Source organism: Sandaracinus amylolyticus, from assembly GCF_021631985.1.
GTDB lineage: Bacteria > Myxococcota_A > Polyangia > Polyangiales > Sandaracinaceae > Sandaracinus > Sandaracinus amylolyticus_A.
In genome coordinates, this window is the sequence record NZ_CP070225.1 from 467,008 (window position 1) to 493,534 (window position 26,527).

Here is a 26,527-nt window from a genome sequence, read left to right on the forward strand (position 1 = left end):
GTTCTTAGTACGACATGGTAGAGCGCCGTGTTCTTCGGACCTCAGCTCAGCCCGCCACGAAAAGCTGCCGAGAGCGTGACTCGATCGAGCGCTAATATCTGAGAGCGAGCAACTGCGGTAGTCGATTCAACCATTTGAAATCTGCCGCGGACCTGCGACGCGGCGCGCGCGACGACTGCCGCGATCTCCGCGCGGGGCGCAAGCGGGATGGGCACCGAACGAACGTCGTCGAGCCCTAGGCCCGCCTTCGTCATCCCGCGGTCCCTCAGCTTGAGGAGATGCTGGCCAAGGGGCGACGACAGCCACAGGGCGATGTACTCGGCAAGCTCGGGAAGACACAGCCGAATCAAAGCCAAGTGCTGGCTGACGTACGCCGGTCCGATCTGCTCCTGAACGTAGCCAACGCGTCCGAGGTCGGCCGTAATCGAGACCACGATGTCTCCCTGACGCACTCTTGTGCGCTCACCCTCGACGTTTGTGGGTGTCTGAACTCGCTGAAGCTCGCTCAGGTCGAGTCGGATGTCATCACGCCGAGTATTCCCGACACGCAGGAATGCCGCGCCCTCCGCGGAGTAATACTCCGCCCAGCCTCGCGAGCCGCTGGTGACGAACTCGAACAACTGTGTGCCCGTCGCCCAGGACCAGCCTTCGGGGAGCTCCGGCAGCTCGCCGTCGTCGACCGGCTCCGGCTCGACGTACTTCGACTTCCAGAGAGCGTCCTTGGGGGGCTTGCCCTTCGCGAGCATCTTGGCGAGCTCGGCTTCCTCCCAGCGCCTGCGGCGCTCGAGGCGGATGCGCTTCAGGAGCTCGGAAGCCGGCTCGACGGCGGGGTTCTGCTCGCGCCAGTCCGCGGTGAGGTCGCCGCGGAACGCGGCGGCGAGGATCGACTGGCGCAGGCGATCGAGCAGCGCGGGCACCGCGTCGAGCGCGTCTTTCGCGCGCCGACTCCGGGCGCGGAGGGCACCGAGCCGCGCAACGATCGATCGCTCCTGCTCATGCGGTGCGATCGGCACAGAGAGCGCGCCGAGCTTCGCCTTACTGAGAGTGTACAGGCCGGTGGCCGACACGGCCTGCTCTCGAATCGCGGCGCGCCCGTCGGGCGATGCGAGCCACTCCAGCAACCACGCGCTGTCACAGGCATGAGCGCGCACACGGAGGATGTGGTTCTGCAGACGTGCGTCCGGAACCTCGTTGTTCCACATCGCAGCGCGACCGAGATGAGCGAGTGACCCGTTGCCTTCCACGACGAGCACGTCCCCAGGCGCCAACGTGCCGCGATCACGGTCCGCCTCGAGGAGTCCAATCGTCGAAAGCTCGCCGACGTCGATTCGTCGAGACTGCACCGCCGCCACACTCACGAGCGGCACGATTTTCCGAGATCGAGCACGCAACGCACCGTTCTTCGTGAGACCCGCCTCGATATCCGCGATCTCAGAAAGGGGCCGTGCGCGCCAGCCCTCCGGCAGCTCCTCGCTCACGCTCGCTCCTCGCCGCGGAGGACTCGCTGCAGCGACTCGATCTCGTCCATCGCGATCTGCAGCTTGCTCATGATCTCCGCGGCGATCTCCTCCGGGTCGCCGAGCTCGCCGTTGGCGCTCGCGCTCTCGTCCTTCAGCCATGCGATGTCGAGGTTGTCGCCGCGCCTCTTGATGTCGTCGCGGGTGAACTTCTGGAAGCGGCCCTCTTCGCCCTGGTCCTTGCGCTTGCTCTTGCCGAGCGGGTCCGCGCCAAAAGCCTTCTCGAACTCCGCGAAGTGCTCGCGCGTGAGCGGGGTGCGCTTGCCGAAGCTCGGCATGTTGGCGCGCAGGTCGTAGACCCAGACGTTCTTGGTCTGGGCGACGTCCTTCTCGCCCTTGGTGAAGAAGAGGACGTTCGTCTTCACGCCCTGCGCGTAGAAGATGCCGGTCGGGAGGCGGAGGATCGTGTGGAGGTCGCACTTCTCCATGAGGTCCTCGCGGATGCGCGTGCCGACGTTCTCCTCGAAGAGGACGTTGTCGGGCAGCACGACCGCGGCGCGGCCGCCGGGCTTGAGGCCTCGATAGATGTGCTGGAGGAAGGCGAGCTGCTTGTTGCTCGTCGGGAACGTGAAGTCGTCGCGGGTCGGGAGACCGCCGCCCTTCTTGGTGCCGAAGGGCGGGTTGGTGAGGATGATGTCGGCCTTCGGGAGATTGCTGCCGGTCGGCGAGAGCGCGTCGCCGAGGAGGAGGTCTCCCTCGAGGTCGTGCAGCATCAGGTTCATGAGCGCGAGGCGGTGCGTGTCCGGCACGAGCTCCACGCCGTAGAACGCCTTGGTGCGCTGGAAGACCTGCTGCTTCTCCTTGAGCTCGAAGAGGTTGTCGGTGCGCTCCTTGATGTAGCGATCGGCGGCGATGAGGAATCCCGCGGTGCCCGCGGCCGGGTCCTGCACGAGCTCGCCGGCCTGCGGCTGGATCACCGCGATCATCGAGTCGATGAGCGGGCGCGGCGTGAAGTACTGACCGGCGCCCGACTTCTTCTCGCTCGCGTTCTTCTCGAGCAGGCCCTCGTACATCTCGCCGAGGCCCTCGGTCTTCGCCGAGTACCAGTCGAGATCGTCGATCGAGTCGACGAGCTTCTTGAGGTTCCGCGGCTCCTTCAGCGACGTCGATGCGTTCGCGAAGATCGCCTGCACGCGCGGCGAGCCCTGGGTGCCGAGGTGGAGCAGGAGCTGCCGGTAGAACGTGAGCAGCGGGAGGCCGTCCTTCTGCTCGAGGTCGGCCCAGCGATACCCCTTCGGCAGCTGCGACTCGCGCTGCGTCTCCTGCGCCATCTTGAGGAACAGGAGCCACGTCAGCTCGGTGACGTACTGGTGGTAGGTGATGCCGTCGTCGCGAAGGACGTGGCAGAGGTTCCAGAGCTTCTGGACGATGTCGGTCGTGTTCATTTGACGCTGGGAGGAGCTGCGCGGCCGATGAAGGTTCGCCACCGGCTGCGATCCGAATCCTCGTGCGTAGTCAGAACCCGGTCGCGCTGCAGCCGCTGCGCGAGCGGCGCAATCACAGCAACAGGATCGAATTGGGCGGCGGCCTCAAGATCGAGCACATGCGCCTTCCCGGCATCTATCGGTCGGACTCGAAACACGCGTTCGCTCGAGTCGGACGTGGCACCACGAACGCCTTCCCAGGCGATAGCCTGCACGACGATGCGGCTGCCGATGCGGAACCATGCTGGAGTGATCGTCGCGTACGTATCCTCGACCATGCGCCCATCATCCACGAACGAGTGCTTCGTATCGCGGTCGTAGTAGAACCCCCAAGTACGCAGTTCGTCCATCTGCTCCATCAGACTGCGCGCGGCGACTCCCACATCATCGGGCAGGCCGGCCGCGTCGACGGCAGCAGCGGCCCAGCGAAAGCACATCAGCGCTGGTACCAGCATCCGCAGGCTTGCCACATCGAGATCGCCGCCTTCAACCGTCAAAGGCGGTCCGGCAACCGGTAGGATCGTGATCTTGCGGCCTTCGCGTGCATAGTTGACGACCGTGTCAGCAGCGCGGCGAGCGTCGCGGAGGGCAAACGGTGTGTCGAGCTGCGCGAGCGCGCGATGTTCCAGCGTCGCCATCGTTTCGCCCTGCGTGAGGTCGAGCCGGAGCGCGGGTGCCTCGAAGCGAACCACTTCCTTCTCAGAGGAAAGGCCAAGTGACCTGACGCCTGCGATGCGAACCTTCCCACGAACGGAGGTGCGTGCGATCTGAGACTCGACCACCAGCTCGGCGTCGACCGCCTCGATCGGGTCAAAGCGCATGGTGTAGCGATCACCGGGCGGAAGATCCGTCGCCGGGCGATCGATGTTGAATCGGATATCAGTAGCTTCGACGACCGTCACCGGGATATGGCTGCCATCCAGCAACGCAGCGACAATCTCCGCATCACGCGCACGACTCTTGATTTGCACGCGACGCGAGCCGTGCTCGTAACCTGCTGTCTTGCGAACATGAGCTTTCCTCGTCGCGTACGTTCCAGCATCGCCGACTTCGGCGAGAATGCGTCGAACCAGATCCTGGTGATACGGCTCCTGCAACTTGGCGCCTGCGGTCCATTTGATGCCGTGGGTTTGCTTGTGGAGGCGCGCTGGGTCCTTGCACTGACGGAGTCGCTTCAGTGCGCCGGGCATTCGGGACGGCCCGAGATGTGCGAGGTACGCGCCGTGAAAGTTGAGCTGGTGGTCCAAGTGGACGCAGAGCAGAAAGCACGGGAGGTCCGTGTTGATGAAGCGTTCCCAGACCGACAACGCCAGGTTTGTGCGCGTGGGCTCCCTCGTGCCCTTGATCTGAACGTAGCCCTCCAGAGCAGGAGCGCGAAGATCAATGGGTACATGCGGTTGCTCAGGCCCAGGAATCGAAAACCATCGATCGATCCCGTAGCGGTCCGGCTCATGACGGGACCATTCGACCTCGGCGAGCCGTGCCCACCGCTCGAAGATCGACTCCGCCTCGTCGCCGAGGCGCTGCTCGTCGATTCCATCCGTCATGTTCCTACCTCCACACCTCGTCCGCGAGGTCGCCCAGGATCGTCTCGAGCTTCCCCTCGAACACTTTGTTCATGCGCGTGAAGCCGCCCTCGGCGGCGAACTGGCCTCGGTCGAGCGATTCACGGTCGACGATGACCTCGGCCTTGAGCTGTTTGCCAATCCGCTCGAGCCACTTGCGCTGGGGCTGGGTCCAGGGGCGCGAGGCGACGAGCTTGGTGAGCGCTTTCGCGACGCGCTCTTCGTAGGGGACGAGCGGGTCGCCGAGGGCGGCCTGGCGAATGTGGCCGATGATCGACGCCGCCACGTCCTGGTTGGTGCGGTCGCGCCAGGCGGCGCGGAGCTGCGCCTCGGAGAAGCCAGCCTTGTCGAGGGCGAGCGCGATCGACTTGAGCTGCTCGCGGGTGAGCTCGCGGGGGCGCTGGGTGACGAGGACGAGCGCGGGGAGCTGGTTGGACTGCTCGCGCACGAACTTCGCGAAGCCGTCGAGGTAGTCCTCGGGGCGCGCGCGGCCGTCACCATAGCCGCGCTCCTCGCTGACGAGCTCGTCGTCGTGCTTGGAGATGAGCGTGGGCTGGGGGCGGGCGGCGCGGCGGCGATCGAGCAGCTCGCCGAGGCCGGGGTGCTCGGTGAACCACGGCTTCGCGATCTCGGCGCCCTTCTCGCGCAGCAGCGCGAGGAGCGCCTCGGGCTCCATGCCGGCCTCCGCCTCGAAGAGCTCGCGATCGCGCGGCTCGAGGCGGCGGCGACGGCGATCGAGCTTGGTGATGAACTGCGCGAGCACCTCCTCGCGGTGCTTCGCGTCGTCGAGGGTCGCGAGCTCGTGGGTGAGCGTGGCGAAGGGGATCGAGACGTCGGTGACGACCGGCTTCATCGCCGAGTACGGCTGGAGGACCTCGTAGAGATCGACGGCGTCGAAGACGCGGAAGATCTCCTTCCCGATCTCGTCGCAGCGGCGCGTCGCGCGGCCGAGCATCTGGTCGTAGAGGATGCGGCTCTTGGTGCGCCGCACGAAGACGACGTTGGTGATCGGCGGGACGTCGACGCCGGTGGTGAGGAGATCGACGGTGACCGCGACGTTCGGGAGCCGCTCGTTCTTGAAGCGGCGGATGAGCTCGAGCGGGCGATCGGAGGTGCCGGTGATCTTCACGACCGCGGCGTCCTCGACGTCGCCGTAGGCGGCGGCGAACGCCTCCTTCAGCAGGCGCACGAACACGTCGGCGTGGGCGTCGGTCGCGCAGAAGACGATCGTCTTGCCGGGCAGGCTCGGGTCGATGTGCTTGGCGAGCGTCTCGCAGACGACGCGGTTGAAGCTCTCGGTGCGGACCTCCCTGTTGAACGCGTCGAGGTCGATGTCGACGTCGTCGGGCAGGCGCGAGAGATCGATCCGATCGTGCTCGGGCTGGTAGACCTCGACCTCCTCGCCCGCCTTCCAGTGGATGCCGTCGCGCGCGAGCGCGGTGACGATGCGGATCGGCGGCTCGTGATCGACGAGGTGACCGTCGATGACCGCTTCGCGGTACGAGTAGGTGAAGACCGGCGCGCCGAAGATCTCGGTGGTGTGGAGCGCGGGAGTCGCGGTGAGTCCGATCTTCACCGCGTCGAAGTGCTCGAGGATGCGGCGGTATTTCGAGACGTAGTCGGCCTCGCTGCGGAAGACGAGCTCGCCCTCGCTCATCTCGCGATCGAGCGTGTAGCCGCGGTGGCACTCGTCGACGACGATGCAGTCGTACTCGTCGACGGGTGGGATCGCGCCGTCGGCGAGGAGGACGCGCTGCACCATGCCCTGCACCGTCGCGATGTGGAGCTTGGTGTCCTTCTCGGGGCGGACGTCCTCGAGCGTCTTGAGGTCGAAGATCGAGTCGAAGGTCTGGAGCGACTCGAGGCGCGCGTCCTGGAACGCGTTGGCGGCCTGGATGCCGAGCGCGCTGCGATCGACGAGGAAGAGGATGCGGCGGAAGCGGCCGGCCTTGAGCAGGCGGTAGCAGAGGCCGATCGCGAGGCGCGTCTTGCCGGTGCCGGTGGCGAGCGCGAGGAGCGCGGTGCGGCGGCCCGACTCGATCGCGGCCTCGACGGCGTGGATCGCGCGGACCTGGTAGTCGCGCAGGCCGAGGTAGTCGGTGGGCTCGGCCTTCAGCTTCTCGGTGGCGGCGTCGATGTCCTGCTTGAGCAGCGCGAGGAGGCCGTCGGGCGAGTACCAGCTCGCGAGCGGCGTCGCGAGGTTCTTCGCGCGGCGCGCGTCGCGGAACCAGATGCCGGACTTCTCGGCGATCTGCTTGAGGTAGGGGCGGCCGTTGGTGGCGAAGAGGAACGGAACGTGGAGCGAGCCGCCGTCGCCGTCGTCGTAGGAGCCCGCGAGCGAGAGGCCGGTCGCGCGGAGGCCGCGCGCATAGCGGGTCGACTGCTGGAGCGACCCGGCGACGTCGCGGCGCTTGCGCTTCGCCTCGACGACCGCGAGCGGCGTGAGGCCCGCGAAGAGCACGTAGTCGGCGGGGCCGGCGTCGGTGGGCCACTCGGCGATCGCGAGGTTCTTGCCCTTCTGGGGGCGCGTGCCTTCGGCGTAGCGGAGCGTCTCGGTGTCGGCCTCCCAGCCGACGCTGCGCAGCTGCTCGTCGATCAGGCGGCGCGTGCTCGCCTCGTCGAGCTCGAGATCCGCGCCGAGCTTCGCCGCAGTCTCGGCGGCGGCGGACGCGACGTCCGGCTTCGCGCTCGCCTTCGCCTGGATCGACTCGAGCCGCGCGAGCATCTGCGCCTCGCGCGACGCGAGCTCGTTCATGAGCGCCTCGGCGGCCTCACGCTCGGCCGCCTCGAGCTTTGCGCGCTCCTCGGCGGTCCGCGCGCGCGCTGTCGCGTCGTCGGCCTCCTGACGAGCCTTGCCCGCGACGGCGCGCGCCTCGACGAGCTCGGCGCGCAGCGACTCGAGCTCGGAGCGCAACGACGCGGTCGCGTCGGCCGGTGTGCGAGGCGGAGCGAACGGCTCGGGCTTGAACGCGCGATCCTTGCCGAAGCTCCGGTGGAACCACACCGCGAGGCCGCGCGCGAGCTTGAGCACGTGGAGCGCGGTGCCGTGGTCGCCCGCGTTCTCGTGGACCGCGGCGTTGCCGGCCTTGCGGATCGCGTGGAAGGCCTGGTCCGCGTCGGTGCCGAGCGCGCCGCGATCGCGGAGGCGGCGGAGCAGATCGATCTGCTGCTCCTGGCTCGACGTGTAGATGCCGACGCGGGCCGCGGCCTCGCGCGCGAGGACCTCGCCGAAGACGCGCACCTTCGTGATCGTCGCGACCGCGTCGATCGCGTAGAGCGCCTCCGCCTGCGCCGCGAGCAGGACGAGTGTCTCTTCGTGCTCCGCCAAGAAGGCGAAGTTCGGCGATGGCGATGCACCCCGAGGCATGACAGCCGGACTACGAGGCTACACGAATGGCGGCCGGGGCCGGGAGGGGGTCTCTCGCTCGTCGAGCGAGATCGATCTCGTCGACGGGATCGAATCGCTCGCACACGCTCCGCGCTCCGCGCGGCTGCGCGAAGCAGAGGAGGACCCCATGGCGGAGCTCCGCCCCGTCGATCTCGCGACCTGGAACCGGGCCGAGCACTTCCGGCACTATCTCGACCGCGTCCCCTGCACCTACAGCTTCACGGTGCACCTCGACGTCACGGGCCTGCGCGCCGCGCTGGCGTCGAGCGGGCGGAAGGCCTATCCGGCGCAGCTCTGGATGCTCGCGACCGCGGTGAATCGCTTCCGCGAGCTGCGGATGGCGTTCGATGCCGACGGAGCGCTCGGTGCGTGGGACGAGGTGCATCCCGCGTACACGGTGTTCAACCGCGAGGCCGAGACGTTCTCCGGCATCTGGACCCGGTACGACGCCGACTTCGCGTCGTTCGAGGCAGCGGCCACCCGCGACATCGAGGAGCACAGCCGCGCGACTCGCTTCTTCCCGAAGGACGGCCGTCCCCCGAACGCGTTCGACGTCTCGAGCATCCCGTGGCTCGAGTTCTCGGCGTTCACGCTCGACATCCCGGGTGCGGTCCGGCACCTCGCGCCGATCTTCACGCTCGGCCGCTACGTCGAGCGCGACGGTGCGACGCTGCTGCCGGTCGCGATCCAGGTGCACCACGCGGTGTGCGACGGCTACCACGCCGGTCGTCTGGTCGCCGCGCTCCAGGAGCTCGCGACCGGCCACGAGGCGTGGCTCTCGAGATGAGAAGCGTTCGGTCGGAGCGAGGTCACGGTCGCCATCGCGCCGCCGGGGATCGCGTTGGCGTAGACCGTGAGCACGTAGGGGCCGGGCGGGACGTCGCTCGGCACGTCGATCGTCACGCCGGTGTCCGACCCGTCGCGGCTCGCGAAGCGCCACGACCGGCCGCCCTCCGCGGCGGTCAGACGCACCAGCGGGTAGTTGGTCGGCGAGCTCATCGTGCTGCCGTAGCTCGCCTGGGAGATCCCGCGGAGCCCGGTGCCGCGGATCGCGCTCCGGCACCCGCGGGTCAGGATCGCGGGCTCGACGCGCGGGCGCCAGGCGGGTTGTGCGCCTGTCGGATCGTGGAGCTCCGCGCTCGCCAAACGCGCGCCGGAGTGCACGCCACGGCACGGATGGCGGGGAGCGCTGAGCGACTCGAGGTGCCCAACACGGGAGACGTCACCGGTGCGAGCGTCGAGGCAGCACCGCCGAGCAGGCCGCGTGTCGCGTGACCGTTGCGCTGACCTTGCAGCTCTGCGTGCTCGTCGAGCGCCTCGTCGTCCCCCGACCACCGAAGGGGCGGTCGGACGCCTCACTGCGGTCGCCCCTGCGCGATCCAGGAGCGCACGATCTGGATGTCCTCGGGCGAGACGGCGGGGAGCCCGAGCGGCATGCCGCGGAGCTCGCTCGCATGCCCGCGCTCCTCGCTGGCGCGCGCCTCGAGCACCGCGACGAGGAGGGGCACTCCGTCGATCTCGCGGAAGATCGATCGGCGCTCCCCCGCGTCGTCGAGCGATCCCGACATCACGCCTTCGTAGTCGGAGAGATCGAGCCGGCGCGCAGCGAAGCCGAAGCCGCCGGTGTTGCCAGGACCACCCTCTCCGAGCGCGAGGCCGGCGTCGGAGTGACAGTGCCAGCACGTGCGGCGGAGCACGCGATCGCGGACCTCGGTGAACGAGACCGCCCGGTCGAGGAGCGGGAGCGGATCGGCCGGCGTCACGATCTCGATGGGATCGAGCGGCGACGCGACCAGGTACGCAGCGATCGCCACGGCGTCCTCGCGCGCGGCGACGAGGCGCGGCATCGGCGGCGAGGGGTCGAGGATCCAGTCGACGATCGCGCGGTCGGTCATGCGCTCGCGCGTCCAGCGGAGATCGGGCGCGAGGGCGAGCGCGGGATCGAGCGTGCCGATCGAGGAGGGCGCATGACAGCTCGCGCACCCGCGCGTCTCGAAGAGCGCTCGTCCTCGCGCGATCGTCTCCGCGTCGCGAGGAAGCGGGGCGCCGTCCGGTGGCTCGTCGGGCACCAGGAACGTCGCGAGGTCGGCGGCGTCCCGCGCGTCGATCGGGAGCCGTGGCATGGTCGCCGCGAGCGCGGGACGCACGTCGTGGGGCTCGATCAGGAAGCGCGCGATCCACTCGCGCGAGAGGCGCGAGCGTCCGAGCGCGGGCACGTGCACGAGGCTCGTGATGCGCGCGCTCCAGCGCGCGATCGCGGCGGCGGGCGCATCGTGGGTGCCCGCGTGGATCGCGCGGTGGCAGCCGGTGCAGTCGCGCGCAGCGGGCGGAGGCTCGACGTCGGGGTGCTCGTGGCAGCGCGTGCACTCCATCGACTCGAAGAGCGCACGGCCCCGCACGGCATCTCCTCGGACCGCCCAGCGCGACGCGATCGCGACCGCGGCCGGCTCCGTGGTGCAGCCCGCTGCGACGACGAGCGCGCACGCGAGCGCGCGCCTCATCGCACCGCGACGAGCCTCGGACAGATCGCGTCGGCGAGCGCGCCCGCCCGCGCGTGACACGTCGTGATCGAGCGATCGCGCCGCGGGTGATCGCCGATGCGGTCGCTCAGCTCGGCGAGCACGCGGTAGCCCCATGCGTCGGGCATCAGATCGCGATCGGCGAGCTCGATCAGGATGCGGCGCGCCTCCTCGCGGTGCGCGTCGAAGCGCGCGAGCGCCTCGGCATGGCTCGCTCGGGCGCGCGGCTCGTCGCCTCGATCCTGATCCGCCAAGGCCTCGAGCGCCCAGGTCAGGTTCTCGCGGCGCGCCTCCGCCGAGACGCGCGAGGTCGGGACCCACCGACGTCGATCGACGCGGCCCTCGCGCCGCACGACCGCGAGCGCGAGCACGCGGGTGGCGCGCGCGCGCAGCGTGCGGGCGCGTCGCTCGGCCGTCGGTCCGTCGAGGACGAGCTCGTACTCCGGGTGGCTCCCCCGCAGGACGCGCAGGGACCACGCCGCACCACGCATCGACTCGCGCGTCGTGCCCGCGAGGAGCGTCTGCTCGGCCTCGTCGACTCGGCGGGCGACGCGATCGACCTCGATCACCGTGACGTTGTGGCAGGCGACCGCGTCCGCCGGAGCGAGCACGAGCGCAGCGAGGACGACGATCGAGGTACGCACGGTCGGGATCGACAACCGTGCGCGCTCGGAGTTCCGCACGCTCCGCCGACCGGCATGCCGTGCCAGGTGCGTGCGACGCCGACTTCGCGTCGTTCGAGGCGGCGGCCACCCGCGACATCGAGGAGCACGGCCGCGCGACTCGCGTTCTTGCCGAAGGACGGTCGTTCCCCGAACGCGTTCGACGTCTCGAGACGAGATGCCGGACCGCGTTCGAGATCCGAGCGCGTTCGGTCGACGCGAGGTCGCTCCGATCAGCGCCGCCGACGCCTCAGCCGGAGCGCGGCGAGGACCAGGCCCACCAGCAGCACCTCGAGGCCGCCGCGCGCGCTGCCGGCGACGCCGCAGCCGCACCCGCTGCTCGGCGCCGGCGCCGGCGTCGCCGCGCTCTGCACCGTCACGTCGAACGTGCAGGTCGCCGTGTTCCCCGCCGCGTCGGTCGCGGTGACCTCGACGGTCGTCGTGCCGAGCGGGAACGTGCTCCCCGGCTCCGCGGAGTACGTGAGCGTCGCCCCGTCGGCGGTCGCCGGCGGCCACGTGACCGCCGCGCCCGTCGGGCCGGTCGCTTCGGCGGAGACGTCCGCGGGGCACGCGACGATCGGCGCCGTGCCGTCACTGACCGTCACGTCGAACGTGCAGGTCGCCGTGTTCCCCGCCGCGTCGGTCGCGGTGACCGTCACCGTCGTCGCGCCGAGCGGGAAGGTGCTCCCCGGCTCCGCGGAGGAGGTGATCGCCGGCGACGCGGTGATCTCGTCGCTCGCGGTCGGCGCGGGCCAGGTCGCGGCGGCGCTCGCGCCGTCGGTCTCGACCGCGACGTCGGCGGGGCAGACGACGCTCGGCGCCGTGGCATCGACCACCGCGACGTCGATCGTCGCGTCGTTGCCGTCGAGGCCGCAGTCGCGCGCGCGGAACACGAACGAGTCGGCGCCGACGTAGCCCGGCTCGGGCGAGTAGGTGACCCGGCCCGACACGATCTCGCCGAGCGTCCCGTGCGCCGGCGGCGTGACGATCGTGAGGGTGAGCTCGCCGCCCTCGACGTCGCTCGTCCCCAGCGCGATCTCGATCGGCACGCCGTACGGGGTGGTGACCGCGTTGTCGTCGGCGGTAGGCGGCGTGTTGTCGATGACGGTCGCCATCGCGCCGCCGGGGATCGCGTTGGCGTAGACCGTGAGCACGTAGGGGCCGGGCGGGACGTCGCTCGGCACGTCGATCGTCACGCCGGTGTCCGACCCGTCGCGGCTCGCGAAGCCCCACGTCCGGCCGCCCTCCGCGGCGGTCAGACGCACCACCGGGTAGTTGGTCGGCGAGCTCATGGTGCTGCCGTAGCTCGCCTGGGAGATCCCGCGGAGCCCGGTGCCGCGGATCGCGCTCCGGCACCCGCGGGTCAGGATCGCGGGCTCGACGCGCGGGCGCCAGGCGGGTTGTGCGCCTGTCGGATCGTGGAGCTCCGCGCTCGCCAAACGCGCGCCGGAGTGCACGCCACCGAGCGCGAGGACCTCGCCCGAGGGCAGCACCGTGACGCCCGGGGAGGCGCGCCCGGCCGCGAGGCCGGCCACCCGCGTCCATTGCTGGGTGGCGGGGTCGTAGACCTCGGCGGTCGCGGTCGCGGCGCCGGCGGCGTCGATCGCGCCGCCCATGACGAGGACGAGGCCCGAGGGCAGGAGCGCAGCGCCGGCGGCGAAGCGCGGCTGCGCGAGCGAGCCCACCGGCGACCACGCGTTCGCCACGGGATCGTAGAGCTCGGACGTGCCGCCCACGACGGGGCCGCTCCGCCCGCCGATCGCGAGCACGCTCCCCGACGGAAGCACGACGAGCGCGTGCCCCTCGCGCGACACCCCCATCGGGGCGGCGGGCGACCACGTGCCCGCCACCGGGTCGTAGAGCTCGGCGGAGCCCACGGTCGCGCCGCCCGACGCGCCGCCGGCGACGAGCACCCGGCCATCGGCGAGCCGCGCGCTCGCGTGGCGCGCGCGGGAGGTCGCCATCGCCGCGCCCGCCGACCAGGTGCCGGTGGCAGGGTCGTAGAGCTCGGTCGTGGCGTCGCCGCCGCCCGCGATCAGCACCTGGCCCGACGCGAGGAGCGTCGCCGTGTGGCCGCTGCGCGGCCGCGCCGTCGCGCCGGCCGGCGACCACGCGTTCGACGTCGGGTCGTAGCGCTCCGAGGTGGCGACCGGGGCGCCCGCGTTCAGCCCGCCGACGACGAGCACCTCGCCCGAGCGGAGCACGGTCGCGGTCGCGCCCTCGCGGGCCGTCGCGGGCGACGCGGCGGGAGACCAGGTGTTGGACGCACGATCGTAGAGCTCGGCGCCCGCGGCGCCGCCGACGGCGAGCACGCGGCCGGTGGGCAGGAGCGCGGTGGCCGGAGCGGCGCGCCCGGCGGCGAGGTTCCCGGCGGGCGCCCAGCGCTCGGTGCCCGGGTCGTAGAGATCCGCGCGCTGGTAGAACGTCGTCGCGGGGGAGAGCGAGAAGCCGCCGGCGACGAGCACGCGGCCGGTCGGCAGGAGCGTGGCGGTGTGGTTCTCGCTCGCGACCGCCAGGGGGGTCGTCGCGGACCAGGTGCCGGTCGCCGGGTCGTAGATCTCGGAGAGCGCGACGGGATTTCGCCCGCCGTCGGCGCCGCCCAGGACGAGCACCCTGCCCGAGGGCAGGAGGGTCGCGCTGTGGCCGTTGCGCGCGCGAGAGAGCGCTCCGGTCGCGGTCCAGGTGTTGGCGACCGGGTCGTAGAGCTCGGCGTGCGGGCTCACGCCGCCGGTGGCGTAGCCGCCGACGAGCAGCACGCGCCCGTCGGGGAGGAGAGTCGCCGTGGCGTAGTGGCGCCCGACGAGCGGCGGGGCCGCAGCCGTCCAGGTGCCGGCCGCGGGGTCGTAGAGCGCCGCGCTCGGGACCTCGCTCCCGGAGGAGTTGGTCCCGCTGATCGCGAGCACCCGGCCGTCGCGGAGGAGCGCGGCAGCCGCGGCCCGGCGCGCGACCTCCATCGAGCCGGTCGGGGTGACCGTGTTCGTCTCGGGGTCGTAGAGGACGGCCGACGCTTCGTTGCTGCCGCCGGCGATCAGGATCTGGCCGCTCCGCAGCAGGGTGAACGTCGCGAGGGTGCGCCCGGGGATCGCCGGGCCGGCCGACCATGCGCCGGTCTCCGGCTGGTAGAGGGCGGTGTTGCCGCTGTCGGCGTGGAAGAAGACCCCGCCGCTCGGCAGGACCAGCCCCGCGAAGACGTTTCCCTGGATGCCGGGGGTGCCGGCGCCCGACCAGGTGCCGGCGGCGGGATCGAAGACCTCGGCGGTCGTGACGAAGCCGAGCCGGTTGACGCCGCCGACGACGAGCACGCGGCCGTCGGGGAGCAGCGCCGCGGCGTGCTGTCCCCGCGGCGTCGCGAGCTGTGGGAGCGGGCTCCACCCGACGAGCTCGCCCGCGACGAGGCCGGCGCCCTCCGGCGGCGCGCCCGGATCGCACGCGGCGAGCATCATCGCGAGGCTCGTCCAGACACCGACGCGGAGGGAGGTCCGAGGTTCGTTCATCGCGGCCGTAGGGTGACCGCAGGTCCCGGTTTGGTCACGGTGCGGCAGCGGGGAGGGCACCGCCACGCTGCTGACAGAACGGTGGCAGCAGGCCTCCGCTATCTCCCACGTGGTCGGGCACGAGGCCCCGCCCGGAGAAGAAGGAGGAGCGTCATGATCGTCGCGCTGTCGCAGGTGAATTGGCTCGCAGTGGTGCTCGCGAGCGTCGCGCACTTCGTGCTGGGCGGAGTGTGGTTCATGGGGCTCTTCGGCAAGCAGTACGCGGCGGCGCTCGGCATCGCCGATCGTCCGCCCGAGAAGCCGAGCGCGATCTTCCTCGTGGGTCCGTTCGTCTGCAGCGCGGCCACGATCGTCACGAGCGCGGTGCTCATGCGAGCGCTCGGGATCACGACGTTCGCCGACGCGCTCGGGCTCGGCCTCGTGGTGGGCGTCGGGTACCTCGTCGCGATGACCGTGAACATCGCGATCAACCCGCTCTTCCCGCGGCCGCTCCACTACGCCGCGATCAACGCGCCGATGTTCGTGCTCGGGAGCCTGATGTCGTGCGCTATCCTCGTGGGCCTGGGGTAGTCCTCCGATGCGTCGGGCCGACCGACTGTTCGAGATCATCCACGTGCTGAGGCGCGCGACGCGCCCGATGACCGCGGACGCGATCGCCGCCGAGCTCGAGACCAGCAAGCGGACGATCTACCGCGACGTCGGCGCGCTGGTCGCACAGCGAGTGCCCATCCGAGGCGAGGCGGGCGTCGGCTACGTGCTCGATCGCGGGTTCGACCTGCCGCCGCTGATGCTGACCGCCGACGAGATCGAAGCGGTCGCGCTCGGCTGTCAGTGGGTGGTCGCGCATGCAGACGAAGACCTCGTGCGCGCCGCGCTCGACGTGCGGGCGAAGGTGGCCGCGATCGTCCCGGAGAGTCTTCGACCGCTCATCGACGATCCCGTGGTCGGCACACCGCCGCGCGAGCGAACGAGCCCGAGCGAGCCCGACGTGCCGCGTCTGCGCGAGTGGTGTCGCGCGGGCCGGAAGCTCGCGATCCACTACGCCGACGCCGACGAGGCCACGAGCGAGCGCGTGATCCACCCGTTCCTCGTCGGCTACGTGACGCGCGTGCGGGTGGTGATCGCGTGGTGCGAGCTGCGAGAGGACTTCCGGATCTTCCGCGTCGATCGCATCCGGCGCATCGAGTTCCTCCGCACGCGCTACGCCGAGGGGCCCGTCGCGCTCCGGCGCCGCTGGCGTGCGCGGTCGGGGTAGGAGCTCGCTGCGGAGTGAGGGCCTGAACACGCGCCGTGCGTTCTCCGCGGTGGGCGGGACGAACACGTCGAGATCGTCCGTGCCGCGCACGTGCCCGCACGGCGCGAGGGCATAGCCGCCGACGAGCGCGAACTCTGCGCGGGCGTCGACGAGCGCGACCAGCAGGTCGCGGAAGTCATCCGGGAGCGCGTCGGCGTTCCGCACGGATGTCGCGCTCCACTCTGCGAACGAGGAGCGTTCATTCGCGGTTCGGCGGGTCGGGGGTGCTAGCGTGGCGGTTCTTTTCGAGCCGCGGCGATCGCGGTTCCGGAGCCTCGACATGCGCAGCATCCACGCCCTCGCGGCCGTTCTCTTCGCGATCTCCTTCGGCGCCGCTGCGACCGCGCGCGCCCAACGGGTGGCGATCGTGACCATCGAGGACACCGTCACCTACGGGCCGGAGGTCGCGCGGATCGGGACGACGCTCACCGCCGCGGGCGCGACGGTGACCACGTTCCACGTGACGACGACGAGCGCGGCGCTGCCCTCGCTCGACACCTTCCAGCAGATCTGGTGGATCGACCTCACGGCCGGGCCCGACACCGCCGCGCCGATCGTCGCCGCGGCGACGCGCGTCGGGCAGTGGTACGTCGACCGCGGACGACCCCACGCGATCCTCGACGCCCGCATCCTGTCGTCGGTGTGGACCACCGCGACGCCTCCCGCAGGCGAGCTGGCGCTCCTCCGGAACTACCTCCGCGCGCTGCAGGAGCGTGGCGGCGGACTGCTCGTCGGGACCGCCTGGTCGATGTTCGCGAACGCGGCGAACCGCCTCCTCGCGCAGATCGGGATGAACCCGATCGAGGGGAGGTACTACTCGGTTCCGCTCAGCGCCTCGGTCGCTCCCGCGCACGCGCTGTGGTCGTACCCCGAGGTCGCGTGGCACCCGTGCGTCGAGAGCTGCGGAGGGATGACGGGCGGCGCGTGGATCTACGACAACTCGAGCACGGGGTACCCGCCGACCGGCACCCAGCCGAGCGGCGTCGAGCTCTACCCGGTCGCGTGGCACGGCGGGAACACGTCGGCGACGGCCGTCTCGGTGACGTTCCTCTCGCCGGCGCCGCTCGTCGCGCGGATCACCGCGCCGGCCGACGCGGCCCAGCACGTCGCGTTCAGCGCCGGCCCGATCACGCTCACCGGCACCGCGACCGGCGGCGTCGGGCCGTACACGTACGCGTGGTCCAGCTCGGCCTCGGGATCGCTCGGCTCCGGCGCGACGCGACCGCTGCCGAGCACCTCGCCGTCGCCGCAGACGATCACGCTCCGCGTCACCGACGCGGGCGGGCGCACCGCGACCGACACGATCGTGATCTACTCGGGCTTCTGCACGGCCGCCGCGCACTGCCCCGGCGCGCGCACGTGCGTGGACGGCGTGTGCTGCAACGACGCGTGCGGCGGCGGCGCCGCCGACTGCCGGGCGTGCAGCGTGGCGAGCGGAGGCGCGACCGACGGCACGTGCGGACCGCTCCGCGCCGCGGTCGCGAGCACGACCACGTGTCGAGCGTCCGCGGGCGCTTGCGACCCCGCCGAGACCTGCTCTGCGACCAGCACCGCGTGCCCCGCGAACGTGCTCGCGGCGCCCGGCACGACGTGCCGCGCGGCCGTGGGAGCGTGCGACGTGGCCGAGACGTGCACCGGCACTGCGAGCTGTCCCGCCGACGCGCTCGTCGCGGCGGGGACGATCTGCCGGAGCGCCGCGGGGATCTGCGACGCGGCGGAGGCGTGCACCGGCGCCGCGACCGCATGCCCGACCGACCTCTCGGTGGCCGACGGATCTCCGTGCGCGGATGCGATCGCGTGCGACGGTGCCGAGGTCTGCCAGGCGGGCGCGTGCACGAGCGGCGCTCCGATCGACTGCGACGACGGAGACCTCTGCACCTCCGAGGCATGCACCGAGCCCGACGGCGCGTGCGAGCACACGCCGATCGACGGCTGCTGCAACCTCGACTCCGACTGCGATGACGGCGAGGTGTGCACCGCGGACGCGTGCAGCGGCCCGGGCGGCACCTGCAGCCACACCGCGGTGCCCGAGTGCTGCCACGCGAGCTCGGAGTGCGACGACGGAGACCCGTGCACCGACGACGCGTGCGAGGCGGATGCGTGCACCCACACGGACGCGTGCACCGACGCCGGCGTCGATGCTTCGGTGAGCGACGATGCCTCGGTGAGCGAAGATGCTTCGCTGAGCGAAGATGCTTCGGTGCGCGAAGATGCTTCGGCCGGCGGCGATGCGGGGCGTCTCGACGCGGGCGACGCGATGGCCGCGTCGAGCGGCGGGTGCGCGTGCCGCGCGGGCGCCGGATCGCAGCCCGTGGCCGCGGCGTGGCTCGCCCTCGCCGCCCTCGGGCTCGCGATCGCGCGGCGCCGCGCCCGACGCTGACGCTCGCTGCCCCCCGCGCAGCCGATCGTTCGTTTTGACGAACGATCGGCTCGCGGAGCAGATCGTCGGCGCGATGGAGCGCCTAGGATATCCAGCGACTGACTGACCCGCTCGGCCGACTGCACCAGCGTCGGCGCCACGCTCGCTCAGGGCGCGTACTGGTACGGCGTCGTCGTGAGCTGGGTCGTGCCCGTCAGATACGCATCCACCGCTCGCGCGGCCTGACGGCCTTCCCAGATCGCCCACACCACGAGCGACTGGCCGCGGCGCGCGTCGCCACACGCGAACACGCCGGGCACGCTGGTCGACCAGCCCTCGACGTCCGCGCGCACGTTGCCGCGGGGATCCTGCGCGACCGGCATGCCGTGCCAGGTGCGGTCCTCGGGGCCGACGAAGCCCATCGCGAGCAGCACGAGATCGCACTCGATCTCGAAGCGCTGCCCTCGACTTCCTTCATCGTGCGGCGATCCGCGGACCACTCGACGCGCAAGACCTCGATCGCGCGGACCTTGCCGCCTTCGCCCGCGATGAAGCGCTTCGTCATCACCGCGAGCTCGCGCTCGGCGCTGACGAGACACCCGCTACGACGAGCGACCCGCTTCGGCCGCGCGGGCGCCCTTCCGCTGCGACGTCGCGATCGCAGGGGCTCGGCTCATGTGCTCTTCGAAGAACGGCAGGATCTTCTCCGGGTACCGACCGAAGTAGTTGTATCCGTCCTTGAAGCGCCGAGTCGTGTTCTCGATCCAGAGCAGCTGCTTCTCGTCGCTCCCCAGGAGATCGAACGTCTTCTGGGCATCCTCGGGGTTCCGGGTCCACGAGTCGTTCCGGACCTGCACCATCAGCACCGGCATCGTCACCCCGGACGCGAAGAGCTGCGGAGTCATCTCCGCAGCGACGAACGCGCCCATCTTCAGCAGCTCGAGATCGATGAGCTCCTGGTAGTCGCTGACCCCCTGGATCTCCGAGAACGCCGAAAAGATCGCGGCCATCGACACGACCAGCGGGCTGCACATGCAGAGTACGTTCGCGAAGAGCTCGGGCCGCCGGCAGATCGCCTCGTACTGCGAGTTGCCGCCCATGCACTGGCTGTAGAGCCCCACCTTCATCCGCCCGAGCGTCGGGTGCGCGTCGACGTACTTCTTCACGCCCACGCAGTCGCGCCACTCCCACCGTCCGATCCCCGACAAGCCGCCGTTGGCCGCGCTGCTGTTGCCGTGGTTCCGGATGTCGTAGGCGAGCACGTTGTAGCCCGCGTCGGCCAGGTGCTTCATCTGGATCACGAAATCGATCTCGACCGCGTCGAACCGGCTCCACGGCTCGCCGAGATGTCCGGGAAATCCCGCGCGGCACATCGGGAGCGCATGGTTGAAGATGATCAGTCGGTCGCTCTCACCGCCCGTCGCGGGGATGTACCAGCCCTCCAGAGGGGTCCCGTCGTCGGACTGGAAGTAGATGTCCCGCCAGCCCTTCATTCCGTAGTCGTCGGGAGTCTTGAAGAGCACGCTGCGGAGCGGCTTCACGATCTCCGCCAGGGCCTTCACCTTCGCGTGATCCTCCGGCGAGATGGTCTCCAGCTGCTGCAATGCCTTCTGCATTCGCTCTTCGGAGATCCGGGCCATGACTCCTCCCATGGACTGTGGTGTGCGCCATATGCGTCCGTCCCACTTCGCGGCAAACGCCCCCGAATCATCTGCTCCGACGCCCCCCTGCCCGCCGCGCGTTCGAGCTGAAGCCAGACAGCAGCGCGGAGCGCGCTGAGCGTCGCCACGAACCGCCTCGTCGCGTCGCGCACCTCCGGGGTCGAGAACACCTCGGCTGCGAGCTCGCGCGTGTCCTCCTGCTCCAGCGTGCGCAGCGACTCGTGGATCAGCGGCTCGGGGACTTCCGTGGCGATGTTCCGCACGACCGGCGAGCACGCGGTCGAGAGCCCGACGACGACGAGCACGGTAGCCGGCGAGAGCGTCCACGATGCATGTCCGCCAGCGGAGCAATACGCCGCTCGACGGCACGACGCTCCGGACCGCTCGCGTGCCCGTCGGCGCGGGCTTCCACCGCGTGGATAGCGACGCAGAGGAGTCCGGGGTCGTCTACGGCGCTGCGAGGTTCACCAGCTACCTGATGATGCCGCTCGGGGCCGAGCTCGACCCGAGTGAGGCCCGAACGCGACACGGCCCGCAGTCTCGTCGAGACTGCGGGCCGCGTTCTTGAACGATCGCTCAAGCGCTCAGGGCGCGTACTGGTACGGCGTCGTCGTGAGCTGGGTCGTGCCCGTCAGATACGCATCCACCGCTCGCGCGGCCTGACGACCTTCCCAGATCGCCCACACCACCAGCGACTGGCCGCGGCGCGCGTCGCCGCACGCGAAGACGCCGGGGACGCTCGTCGCCCAGCCCTCGACGTCGGCGCGCACGTTGCCGCGGGGATCCTGCGCGACCGGCATGCCGTGCCAGGTGCGGTCCTCGGGGCCGACGAAGCCCATCGCGAGCAGCACGAGATCACACTCGATCTCGAACGCGCTGCCCTCGACCTCCTTCATCGTGCGGCGATCCTCCGACCACTCGACGCGCACGACCTCGATCGCGCGCACCTTGCCGCCTTCGCCCGCGATGAAGCGCTTCGTCATCACCGCGAACTCGCGCTCGCCGCCCTCTTCCTGGCTGCTCGACGTGCGCATCTTCCACGGCCACAGCGGCCACGGCTGCTCGTCGGTGCGGCCCTCGGGCGGACGCGGCAGCAGCTCGATCTGCGTGATGCTCTCCGCGCCCTGACGGATCGACGTGCCGAGGCAGTCGCTGCCGGTGTCGCCACCGCCGAGGATGACGACCTTCTTGCCCGTCGCGCGGATCTGATCCGCGACGGTGTCGCCCGCGACGATGCGGTTCGACTGCTCGAGGAATTCCATCGCGAAGTGCACGCCGCCGAGCTCGCGGCCCGGGATCGGCAGGTCGCGCGGGCGCGTCGCGCCGGTCGCGATCACCACCGCGTCGTGCATCGCGCGCAGGCCCTCGAGCGAGACGTCGGTGCCGACGCTGACGCCGGTCCGGAACACCACGCCCTCGGCCTTCATCTGCTCGACGCGCGCGTCGATGTGGCCCTTCTCCATCTTGAAGTCGGGGATGCCGTAGCGGAGCAGACCGCCGAGGCGATCGCTGCGCTCGAGCACCGTCACGTCGTGGCCCGCGCGCGCGAGCTGCTGCGCCGCCGCGAGGCCCGCAGGGCCCGAGCCGACCACCGCGACGCGACGACCGCTGCGCACCTCGGCGATCTTCGGACGAAGCCCGCCGCCCTGCTCGATCGCACGATCCGCGATCGAGCGCTCGATCGCTTTGATCGAGACCGGCTCCTCCGGGATGTTCAGCACGCACGCCTCCTCGCAGGGCGCGGGGCAGATGCGGCCGGTGATCTCGGGGAAGTTGTTGGTCGCGTGCAGCGCGATGCTCGCGCGCTCCCAGCGGTCCTTGTAGACGTGGTCGTTCCAGTCGGGGATGCGGTTCCCCAGCGGACATCCGGTGTGACAGAACGGAATGCCGCAGTTCATGCAGCGCGCGCCCTGATCACGCGCCTCGAGGATCGGCAGACGCCGCTCGAACTCGCGGTAGTGACGCACGCGCTCCTGGACCGGCTCCTTCTCCGGCTCCGCGCGCTCCAGCTCGAGGAATCCCGTCGGCTTTCCCATGGTCGTCAGTCCTCCTCGAGCTCAAGCAATCCGAACCGAAGCGCCGCGCTTGGCGTCGAGCACCTTGCGGTACTCGACCGGCATCACCTTCACGAAGCGCCGGCTCCACTGCTTCCACCCGCTGAGCACCTTCCACGCATGCGCGCTCATCGTGCGCTGGTAGTGGCGATGCACGAGCGAGCGGATGCGCTGGAGGTCCTCCGCGTCGAGCGTCTCGAGCTCGACCATGCCCTTGTTCACGCGCGTCTCGAAGAGGCCGTCGGCGTCGAGCACGTAGGCGATGCCGCCGCTCATGCCCGCCGCGAAGTTACGACCGGTGGGCCCGAGCACGACGACGAGACCGCCCGTCATGTACTCGCAGCCGTGATCGCCGCAGCCCTCGACCACCGCGGTCGCGCCGCTGTTGCGCACCGCGAAGCGCTCGCCCGCCATGCCGCGCACGAAGAGCTCGCCGCTGGTCGCGCCGTAGAGCGCGACGTTGCCGATCGCGATGTTCTCCTCGGGCACGAAGCCCGCGCCCTCCGGCGGATGCACCACGATGCGCCCGCCGCTCAGGCCCTTGCCGCAGCCGTCGTTCGCGTCGCCCTCGAGCGTCACGTCGATGCCGCGCGCGAGGAACGCGCCGAAGCTCTGGCCCGCCGAGCCCGTGAAGTGGATGCGGATGGTGCCGTCGGGCATGCCCTCGACGCCGTACCGCTTCGCGACCTCGTGGCTGAGCATCGTGCACGCGGTGCGGTGCACGTTGCGGATCGGCATGCGGATCTCGACCGCATCACCGCGCTCGAGGGCAGGGCGCGCCTGCTCGAGCAGCACCGTGTCCATCGCGAGCTCGAGCTCGTGATCCTGCGCGCCGACGCGACGGCGCGGACCGGCGATCGGCGGCGCCCAGAGCAGGCGCGACAGATCGAGCTTCTGCGCCTTGCCGTGCTTCACGTCCTCGCGCTGACGGAGGCGATCGACGCGGCCGATCATCTCGTCGAAGGTGCGGAAGCCGAGCTGCGCCATCAGCTCGCGCACTTCCTCCGCGACGAACGAGAAGAAGTTGATCACGTGCTCGGGCTGTCCCGAGAAGCGCGCGCGGAGGCGCGGGTCCTGCGTCGCCACACCCACCGGACAGGTGTTGAGGTGGCAGACGCGCATCATCACGCAGCCCATCGTGATCAGCGAGATCGTGCCGAAGCCGACCTCCTCCGCGCCGAGCAGCGCGGCGATCACCACGTCGCGGCCGGTCTTCAGCTGACCGTCGGTCTCGACCCGCACGCGACCGCGCAGGCCGTTGAGCACGAGGACCTGCTGCGTCTCCGCGAGGCCGATCTCCCACGCGAGGCCCGCGTGCTTGATCGAGGTGAGCGGCGATGCTCCCGTGCCGCCCGAGTCACCGCTGATGAGGATGAGGTCCGCCTTCGCCTTCGCGACGCCGGCCGCGACGGTGCCGACGCCCGCCTCGCTCACGAGCTTCACGCTCACGCGCGCGCTCGGGTTCGCGTTCTTGAGGTCGTAGACCAGCTGCGCGAGATCTTCGATCGAGTAGATGTCGTGGTGCGGCGGGGGCGAGATGAGCCCGACGCCTTCGGTCGAGTGGCGGGTGCGCGCGATGTGCGCGTCGACCTTGTGGCCGGGGAGCTGACCGCCCTCACCGGGCTTCGCGCCCTGCGCGATCTTGATCTGCAGCTCGTCGGCGTTCGTGAGGTACTCGATCGTCACGCCGAAGCGCCCGCTCGCGACCTGCTTGATCGCCGAGCGACGCAGATCGCCGTTCTCGTCGGGCGTCCAGCGCTCGGGATCCTCGCCGCCCTCACCGGTGTTCGACTTCGCGCCGATCCGGTTCATCGCGATCGCGAGCGTCTCGTGCGCCTCCTTCGAGATCGACCCGAAGGACATCGCGCCGGTCTTGAAGCGCTTGACGATCTCGTGCGCCGGCTCGACCTCGTCGATCGAGATCGGCTCGGCAGGCACGAAGTCGAGGAGGCCGCGGATCGCGCCCTCCGCGCGCGTCTCCTCGTCGACGCGCTTCGTCCACGCCTTGAACTTGTCGTAGTACCCGCCGCGCACCGCGTGCTGCAGCATCGCGATCGTCCCGGGGTTCCACGCGTGGCGCTCGCCGCCGCGGCGGAACTGGTAGCTGCCGCCGGGATCGAGCTCGCTCTCCAGCACCTCGAGCTTCGGCTTCGCCCACGACGCCGCGTGGCGCGCCAGCGTCTCGCGCTCGATGTCGACGATGTCGATGCCCTCGACGTGCGTCGGCGTGCCCGGGAAGAAGCGCTCGATCAGCGCCTTCGAGAGCCCGAGCGCCTCGAAGATCTGCGCACCGCGGTACGACTGGATCGTCGAGATGCCCATCTTGCTCATGACCTTGAGCAAGCCCTTCTCGATCGACTTGCGGTACTTCGCGAGCACCTTGTGGAGCGGCAGCTGCTCGGCCGCGCTGGGCGCGCCGAGCAGACCCTCCGCGTGCATCGCCGCGATCGAGTCGTAGGCCATCCACGGGCACACCGCGCCCGCGCCGTAGCCGATCAGCAGGCAGACGTGCATGACCTCGCGCGGCTCGCCGCTCTCGACGATCAGGCCGCAGCGCTGGCGCAGGCCCTGCGCAATGAGGTGGCGGCTGATCGCGCAGAGCGCGAGCAGGCTCGGCACCGGCGCGCGATCCTTGGTCGCGCCGCGGTCGCTGAGGATGAGCAGCGTGCTGCCCTGGCGGACCGCTTCCTCGGCCTCGTGGCACATCTCGAGGAGCGCGCGCTCGATGCCCTGCTTGGGATCGAAGAGCGTGCCGATCGTGTGCGCAAGCAGGCCCGGCTGATCGAGCGCGCGGATCTTCTCGAGGTCTTCCTCGCTGAGGATCGGGCTCTCGATCTGGAGCTTGCGCGAGTGCTGCGGGCTCTCGACGAAGAGGTTGCTCTCCGGGCCGAGGCACTGGACGAGCGACATCACGAGCTGCTCGCGGATCGGATCGATCGGCGGGTTCGTGACCTGCGCGAAGAGCTGCCGGAAGTACGAGAAGAGCAGCTGCGGGCGATCGCTCAGCACCGCGGGCGGCGTGTCGTTGCCCATCGAGCCGACCGCTTCTTCGCCGAGCGCGGCCATCGGCGCGAGCACGATGCGCAGCTCTTCCTCGGTGTAGCCCCACGCCTGCTGGAGGCGACGGCGGGTGAGCGCGTCGACCGGAGGCGGCACCGAGCCGCGCTGCTCCGGGAGCTCGCCGAGGCGGATCATGTGATCGCCGACCCAGCGCCCGTAGGGACGGCGCGACGCGACCTGCGACTTGATCTCCGCGTCGTCGACGATGCGCCCTTCCTTCGTGTCGACGAGGAGCATGCGCCCGGGCTGGAGGCGGTTCTTCGCGGCGACGTTCTCGGGCTCGACGTCGAGCACTCCGACCTCGCTCGCCATCACGATCATCCCGTCCTTCGTCACCACGTAGCGCGCGGGACGAAGGCCGTTGCGATCGAGGGTCGCGCCGATGAAGCGACCGTCGGTGAACGCGATGCAGGCCGGGCCGTCCCAGGGCTCCATCACGCACGAGTGGTACTCGTAGAAGGCGCGGCGCACCGGATCCATCGAGGTGTGCTGCTGCCACGCCTCGGGGATCATCATCATCATCGCGTGCGGCAGCGAGCGACCCGTGTGCACGAGCAGCTCGAGCACGTCGTCGAACATCGCCGAGTCGCTGCCGTTCTCGTCGATGATCGGCAGGAGCTTCTGGACGTCCTCGCCGAACACCGGCGCCTGGAGCACCGGCTCGCGCGCCTTCATCCAGTTCACGTTGCCGCGCAGCGTGTTGATCTCGCCGTTGTGGGCGATGCGGCGGTAGGGATGCGCGCGCGACCAGCTCGGGAACGTGTTCGTCGAGAAGCGCTGGTGCACCAGCGCGAGCGCGGTCGTGCTGCGCGCGTCCGCGAGGTCGACGTAATAACGCGGGAGCTGCTCGGGCGTGAGCAGGCCCTTGTAGACGACGGTGCGCGTCGAGAGCGACGCGAAGTACGGATACTCCTCTTCGCGCAGGCCGAGGCGGCGCGACTCGCTCTCCACGCGCTTGCGGATCACGTAGAGCTTGCGATCGAGCGCGGCGTCGTCGCTCGGGAGCGTGCCCGGGCCGATCAGGATCTGCGCGACGTGCGGCATCGTCTTCTGCGCCGCGGGGCCCGCCTTGTCGGTCTGGACGGGGACCTCGCGCCAGCCGAGGACGACCTGCTCCTCGCCCTCGACGATGCGCTCGATCAGCGCGATCACCTCGGCGCGAAGCGCCTCGTCGCGCGGGAGGAAGAGCATGCCGAGCCCGTAGGTGCCGGGCGCGCCGAGGGGGATGTCGAGCTTCGCGCACTCCTGCGCGAGCAGCTCGTGCGGGATCTGGATGAGGATGCCGGCGCCGTCACCGGTGAGCGGATCGCTCGCGGCCGCGCCGCGGTGCTCGAGGTTCTCGAGGACCGTGAGCGCGTGCGTGACGATCGCGTGCGTGCGATCGCCGCGTAGGGTCGCGACGAAGCCGACGCCGCACGCATCCGACTCCTTCTCCGGTCGGTAGAGGCCCTCGGCGGCGGCGAGACGACGCACCTCGGGCGATGCGGGCTCGACCACCTCGTCCTGACGATCCCGGCTCTCGTTCATGAC

Annotated in this window: 16 protein-coding genes; 4 read left to right on the forward strand and 12 right to left on the reverse strand. The window is 70.6% G+C overall.

Features of this window, described 5'->3' with window-relative positions:
• Positions 1 to 41 precede the first annotated feature (41 nt).
• From I5071_RS01925 to hsdR, 4 genes are read right to left on the reverse strand one after another with little or no spacing between them, the layout of a single operon-like run.
• Positions 42 to 1,478: a hypothetical protein gene (locus tag I5071_RS01925; protein ID WP_236520155.1), complete on the reverse strand. Its 1,437-nt coding sequence runs from the start codon at positions 1,476 to 1,478 to the stop codon at positions 42 to 44.
• The gene (locus I5071_RS01930) at positions 1,475 to 2,902 is read right to left on the reverse strand and encodes an N-6 DNA methylase (protein WP_236520156.1); all 1,428 of its coding nucleotides are present in this window, start codon (positions 2,900 to 2,902) and stop codon (positions 1,475 to 1,477) included. The genes I5071_RS01925 and I5071_RS01930 overlap by 4 nt, the downstream gene beginning before the upstream one ends.
• Positions 2,899 to 4,488, reverse strand: coding sequence for a hypothetical protein (locus tag I5071_RS01935; RefSeq protein WP_236520157.1), 1,590 nt, complete (start codon positions 4,486 to 4,488; stop codon positions 2,899 to 2,901). The genes I5071_RS01930 and I5071_RS01935 overlap by 4 nt, the downstream gene beginning before the upstream one ends.
• Before the next feature lie 4 nt (positions 4,489 to 4,492).
• The gene (gene hsdR, locus I5071_RS01940) at positions 4,493 to 7,873 is read right to left on the reverse strand and encodes a type I restriction-modification system endonuclease (RefSeq protein ID WP_268921205.1); all 3,381 of its coding nucleotides are present in this window, start codon (positions 7,871 to 7,873) and stop codon (positions 4,493 to 4,495) included.
• Between the two features lie 148 nt (positions 7,874 to 8,021).
• Between hsdR and catA the strand changes: the two genes are divergently transcribed.
• Positions 8,022 to 8,681 carry a type A chloramphenicol O-acetyltransferase gene (gene catA, locus I5071_RS01945; protein WP_236520159.1) on the forward strand — a complete coding sequence of 220 codons (660 nt, stop codon included), beginning with the start codon at positions 8,022 to 8,024 and terminating at the stop codon, positions 8,679 to 8,681.
• On the opposite strand, the gene I5071_RS01950 is transcribed toward catA, so the two are convergent.
• From I5071_RS01950 to I5071_RS01965, 4 genes are all read right to left on the reverse strand, one after another.
• Positions 8,609 to 9,040: a hypothetical protein gene (locus I5071_RS01950; protein WP_236520160.1), complete on the reverse strand. Its 432-nt coding sequence runs from the start codon at positions 9,038 to 9,040 to the stop codon at positions 8,609 to 8,611. The genes catA and I5071_RS01950 overlap by 73 nt on opposite strands.
• Positions 9,041 to 9,249: 209 nt before the next feature.
• Positions 9,250 to 10,395 carry a c-type cytochrome gene (locus I5071_RS01955; RefSeq protein WP_236520161.1) on the reverse strand — a complete coding sequence of 382 codons (1,146 nt, stop codon included), beginning with the start codon at positions 10,393 to 10,395 and terminating at the stop codon, positions 9,250 to 9,252.
• Positions 10,392 to 11,057: a hypothetical protein gene (locus I5071_RS01960; RefSeq protein WP_236520162.1), complete on the reverse strand. Its 666-nt coding sequence runs from the start codon at positions 11,055 to 11,057 to the stop codon at positions 10,392 to 10,394. The genes I5071_RS01955 and I5071_RS01960 overlap by 4 nt, the downstream gene beginning before the upstream one ends.
• A 251-nt stretch (positions 11,058 to 11,308) precedes the next feature.
• Complete coding sequence (locus I5071_RS01965; protein WP_236520163.1) at positions 11,309 to 14,518, reverse strand: kelch repeat-containing protein; 3,210 nt, start codon at positions 14,516 to 14,518, stop codon at positions 11,309 to 11,311.
• Between the two features lie 204 nt (positions 14,519 to 14,722).
• Between I5071_RS01965 and I5071_RS01970 the strand changes: the two genes are divergently transcribed.
• The 3 genes from I5071_RS01970 (at position 14,723) to I5071_RS01980 (ending at position 18,243) form a co-directional block, all read left to right on the forward strand.
• On the forward strand, positions 14,723 to 15,139 hold the full coding sequence (locus tag I5071_RS01970) for a DUF1761 domain-containing protein (RefSeq protein ID WP_236520164.1): 417 nt from the start codon (positions 14,723 to 14,725) through the stop codon (positions 15,137 to 15,139).
• A gap of 7 nt (positions 15,140 to 15,146) precedes the next feature.
• Entirely contained in the window at positions 15,147 to 15,824 is a 678-nt protein-coding gene (locus I5071_RS01975; protein ID WP_236520165.1) for a helix-turn-helix transcriptional regulator, read from the forward strand.
• A 319-nt stretch (positions 15,825 to 16,143) separates the two neighbouring features.
• Positions 16,144 to 18,243 (forward strand): MYXO-CTERM sorting domain-containing protein, encoded by a 2,100-nt coding sequence (locus I5071_RS01980; RefSeq protein ID WP_236520166.1) that lies wholly within the window; start codon positions 16,144 to 16,146, stop codon positions 18,241 to 18,243.
• A gap of 146 nt (positions 18,244 to 18,389) precedes the next feature.
• On the opposite strand, the gene I5071_RS01985 is transcribed toward I5071_RS01980, so the two are convergent.
• The 4 genes from I5071_RS01985 to gltB form a co-directional block, all read right to left on the reverse strand.
• Positions 18,390 to 18,722, reverse strand: coding sequence for an FAD-dependent oxidoreductase (locus I5071_RS01985; RefSeq protein WP_236520167.1), 333 nt, complete (start codon positions 18,720 to 18,722; stop codon positions 18,390 to 18,392).
• A 102-nt stretch (positions 18,723 to 18,824) separates the two neighbouring features.
• Positions 18,825 to 19,862: an alpha/beta hydrolase family protein gene (locus tag I5071_RS01990; protein WP_236520168.1), complete on the reverse strand. Its 1,038-nt coding sequence runs from the start codon at positions 19,860 to 19,862 to the stop codon at positions 18,825 to 18,827.
• A 605-nt stretch (positions 19,863 to 20,467) separates the two neighbouring features.
• Entirely contained in the window at positions 20,468 to 21,919 is a 1,452-nt protein-coding gene (locus I5071_RS01995) for a glutamate synthase subunit beta (RefSeq protein ID WP_236520169.1), read from the reverse strand.
• Positions 21,920 to 21,940: 21 nt separating this feature from the next.
• Entirely contained in the window at positions 21,941 to 26,524 is a 4,584-nt protein-coding gene (gene gltB / locus I5071_RS02000; RefSeq protein WP_236520170.1) for a glutamate synthase large subunit, read from the reverse strand.
• Positions 26,525 to 26,527 lie beyond the last annotated feature (3 nt).

Coding starts and splice junctions, on each gene's coding strand:
- I5071_RS01930 (WP_236520156.1), bottom strand. CDS start 2,902: ATGAACACGACCGACATCGTCCAGAAGCTCTGGAACCTCTGCCACGTC.
- I5071_RS01935 (WP_236520157.1), bottom strand. CDS start 4,488: ATGACGGATGGAATCGACGAGCAGCGCCTCGGCGACGAGGCGGAGTCG.
- hsdR (WP_268921205.1), bottom strand. CDS start 7,873: ATGCCTCGGGGTGCATCGCCATCGCCGAACTTCGCCTTCTTGGCGGAG.
- catA (WP_236520159.1), top strand. CDS start 8,022: ATGGCGGAGCTCCGCCCCGTCGATCTCGCGACCTGGAACCGGGCCGAG.
- I5071_RS01955 (WP_236520161.1), bottom strand. CDS start 10,395: ATGAGGCGCGCGCTCGCGTGCGCGCTCGTCGTCGCAGCGGGCTGCACC.
- I5071_RS01965 (WP_236520163.1), bottom strand. CDS start 14,518: ATGATGCTCGCCGCGTGCGATCCGGGCGCGCCGCCGGAGGGCGCCGGC.
- I5071_RS01970 (WP_236520164.1), top strand. CDS start 14,723: ATGATCGTCGCGCTGTCGCAGGTGAATTGGCTCGCAGTGGTGCTCGCG.
- I5071_RS01975 (WP_236520165.1), top strand. CDS start 15,147: ATGCGTCGGGCCGACCGACTGTTCGAGATCATCCACGTGCTGAGGCGC.
- I5071_RS01980 (WP_236520166.1), top strand. CDS start 16,144: ATGCGCAGCATCCACGCCCTCGCGGCCGTTCTCTTCGCGATCTCCTTC.
- I5071_RS01990 (WP_236520168.1), bottom strand. CDS start 19,862: ATGGCCCGGATCTCCGAAGAGCGAATGCAGAAGGCATTGCAGCAGCTG.
- I5071_RS01995 (WP_236520169.1), bottom strand. CDS start 21,919: ATGGGAAAGCCGACGGGATTCCTCGAGCTGGAGCGCGCGGAGCCGGAG.
- gltB (WP_236520170.1), bottom strand. CDS start 26,524: ATGAACGAGAGCCGGGATCGTCAGGACGAGGTGGTCGAGCCCGCATCG.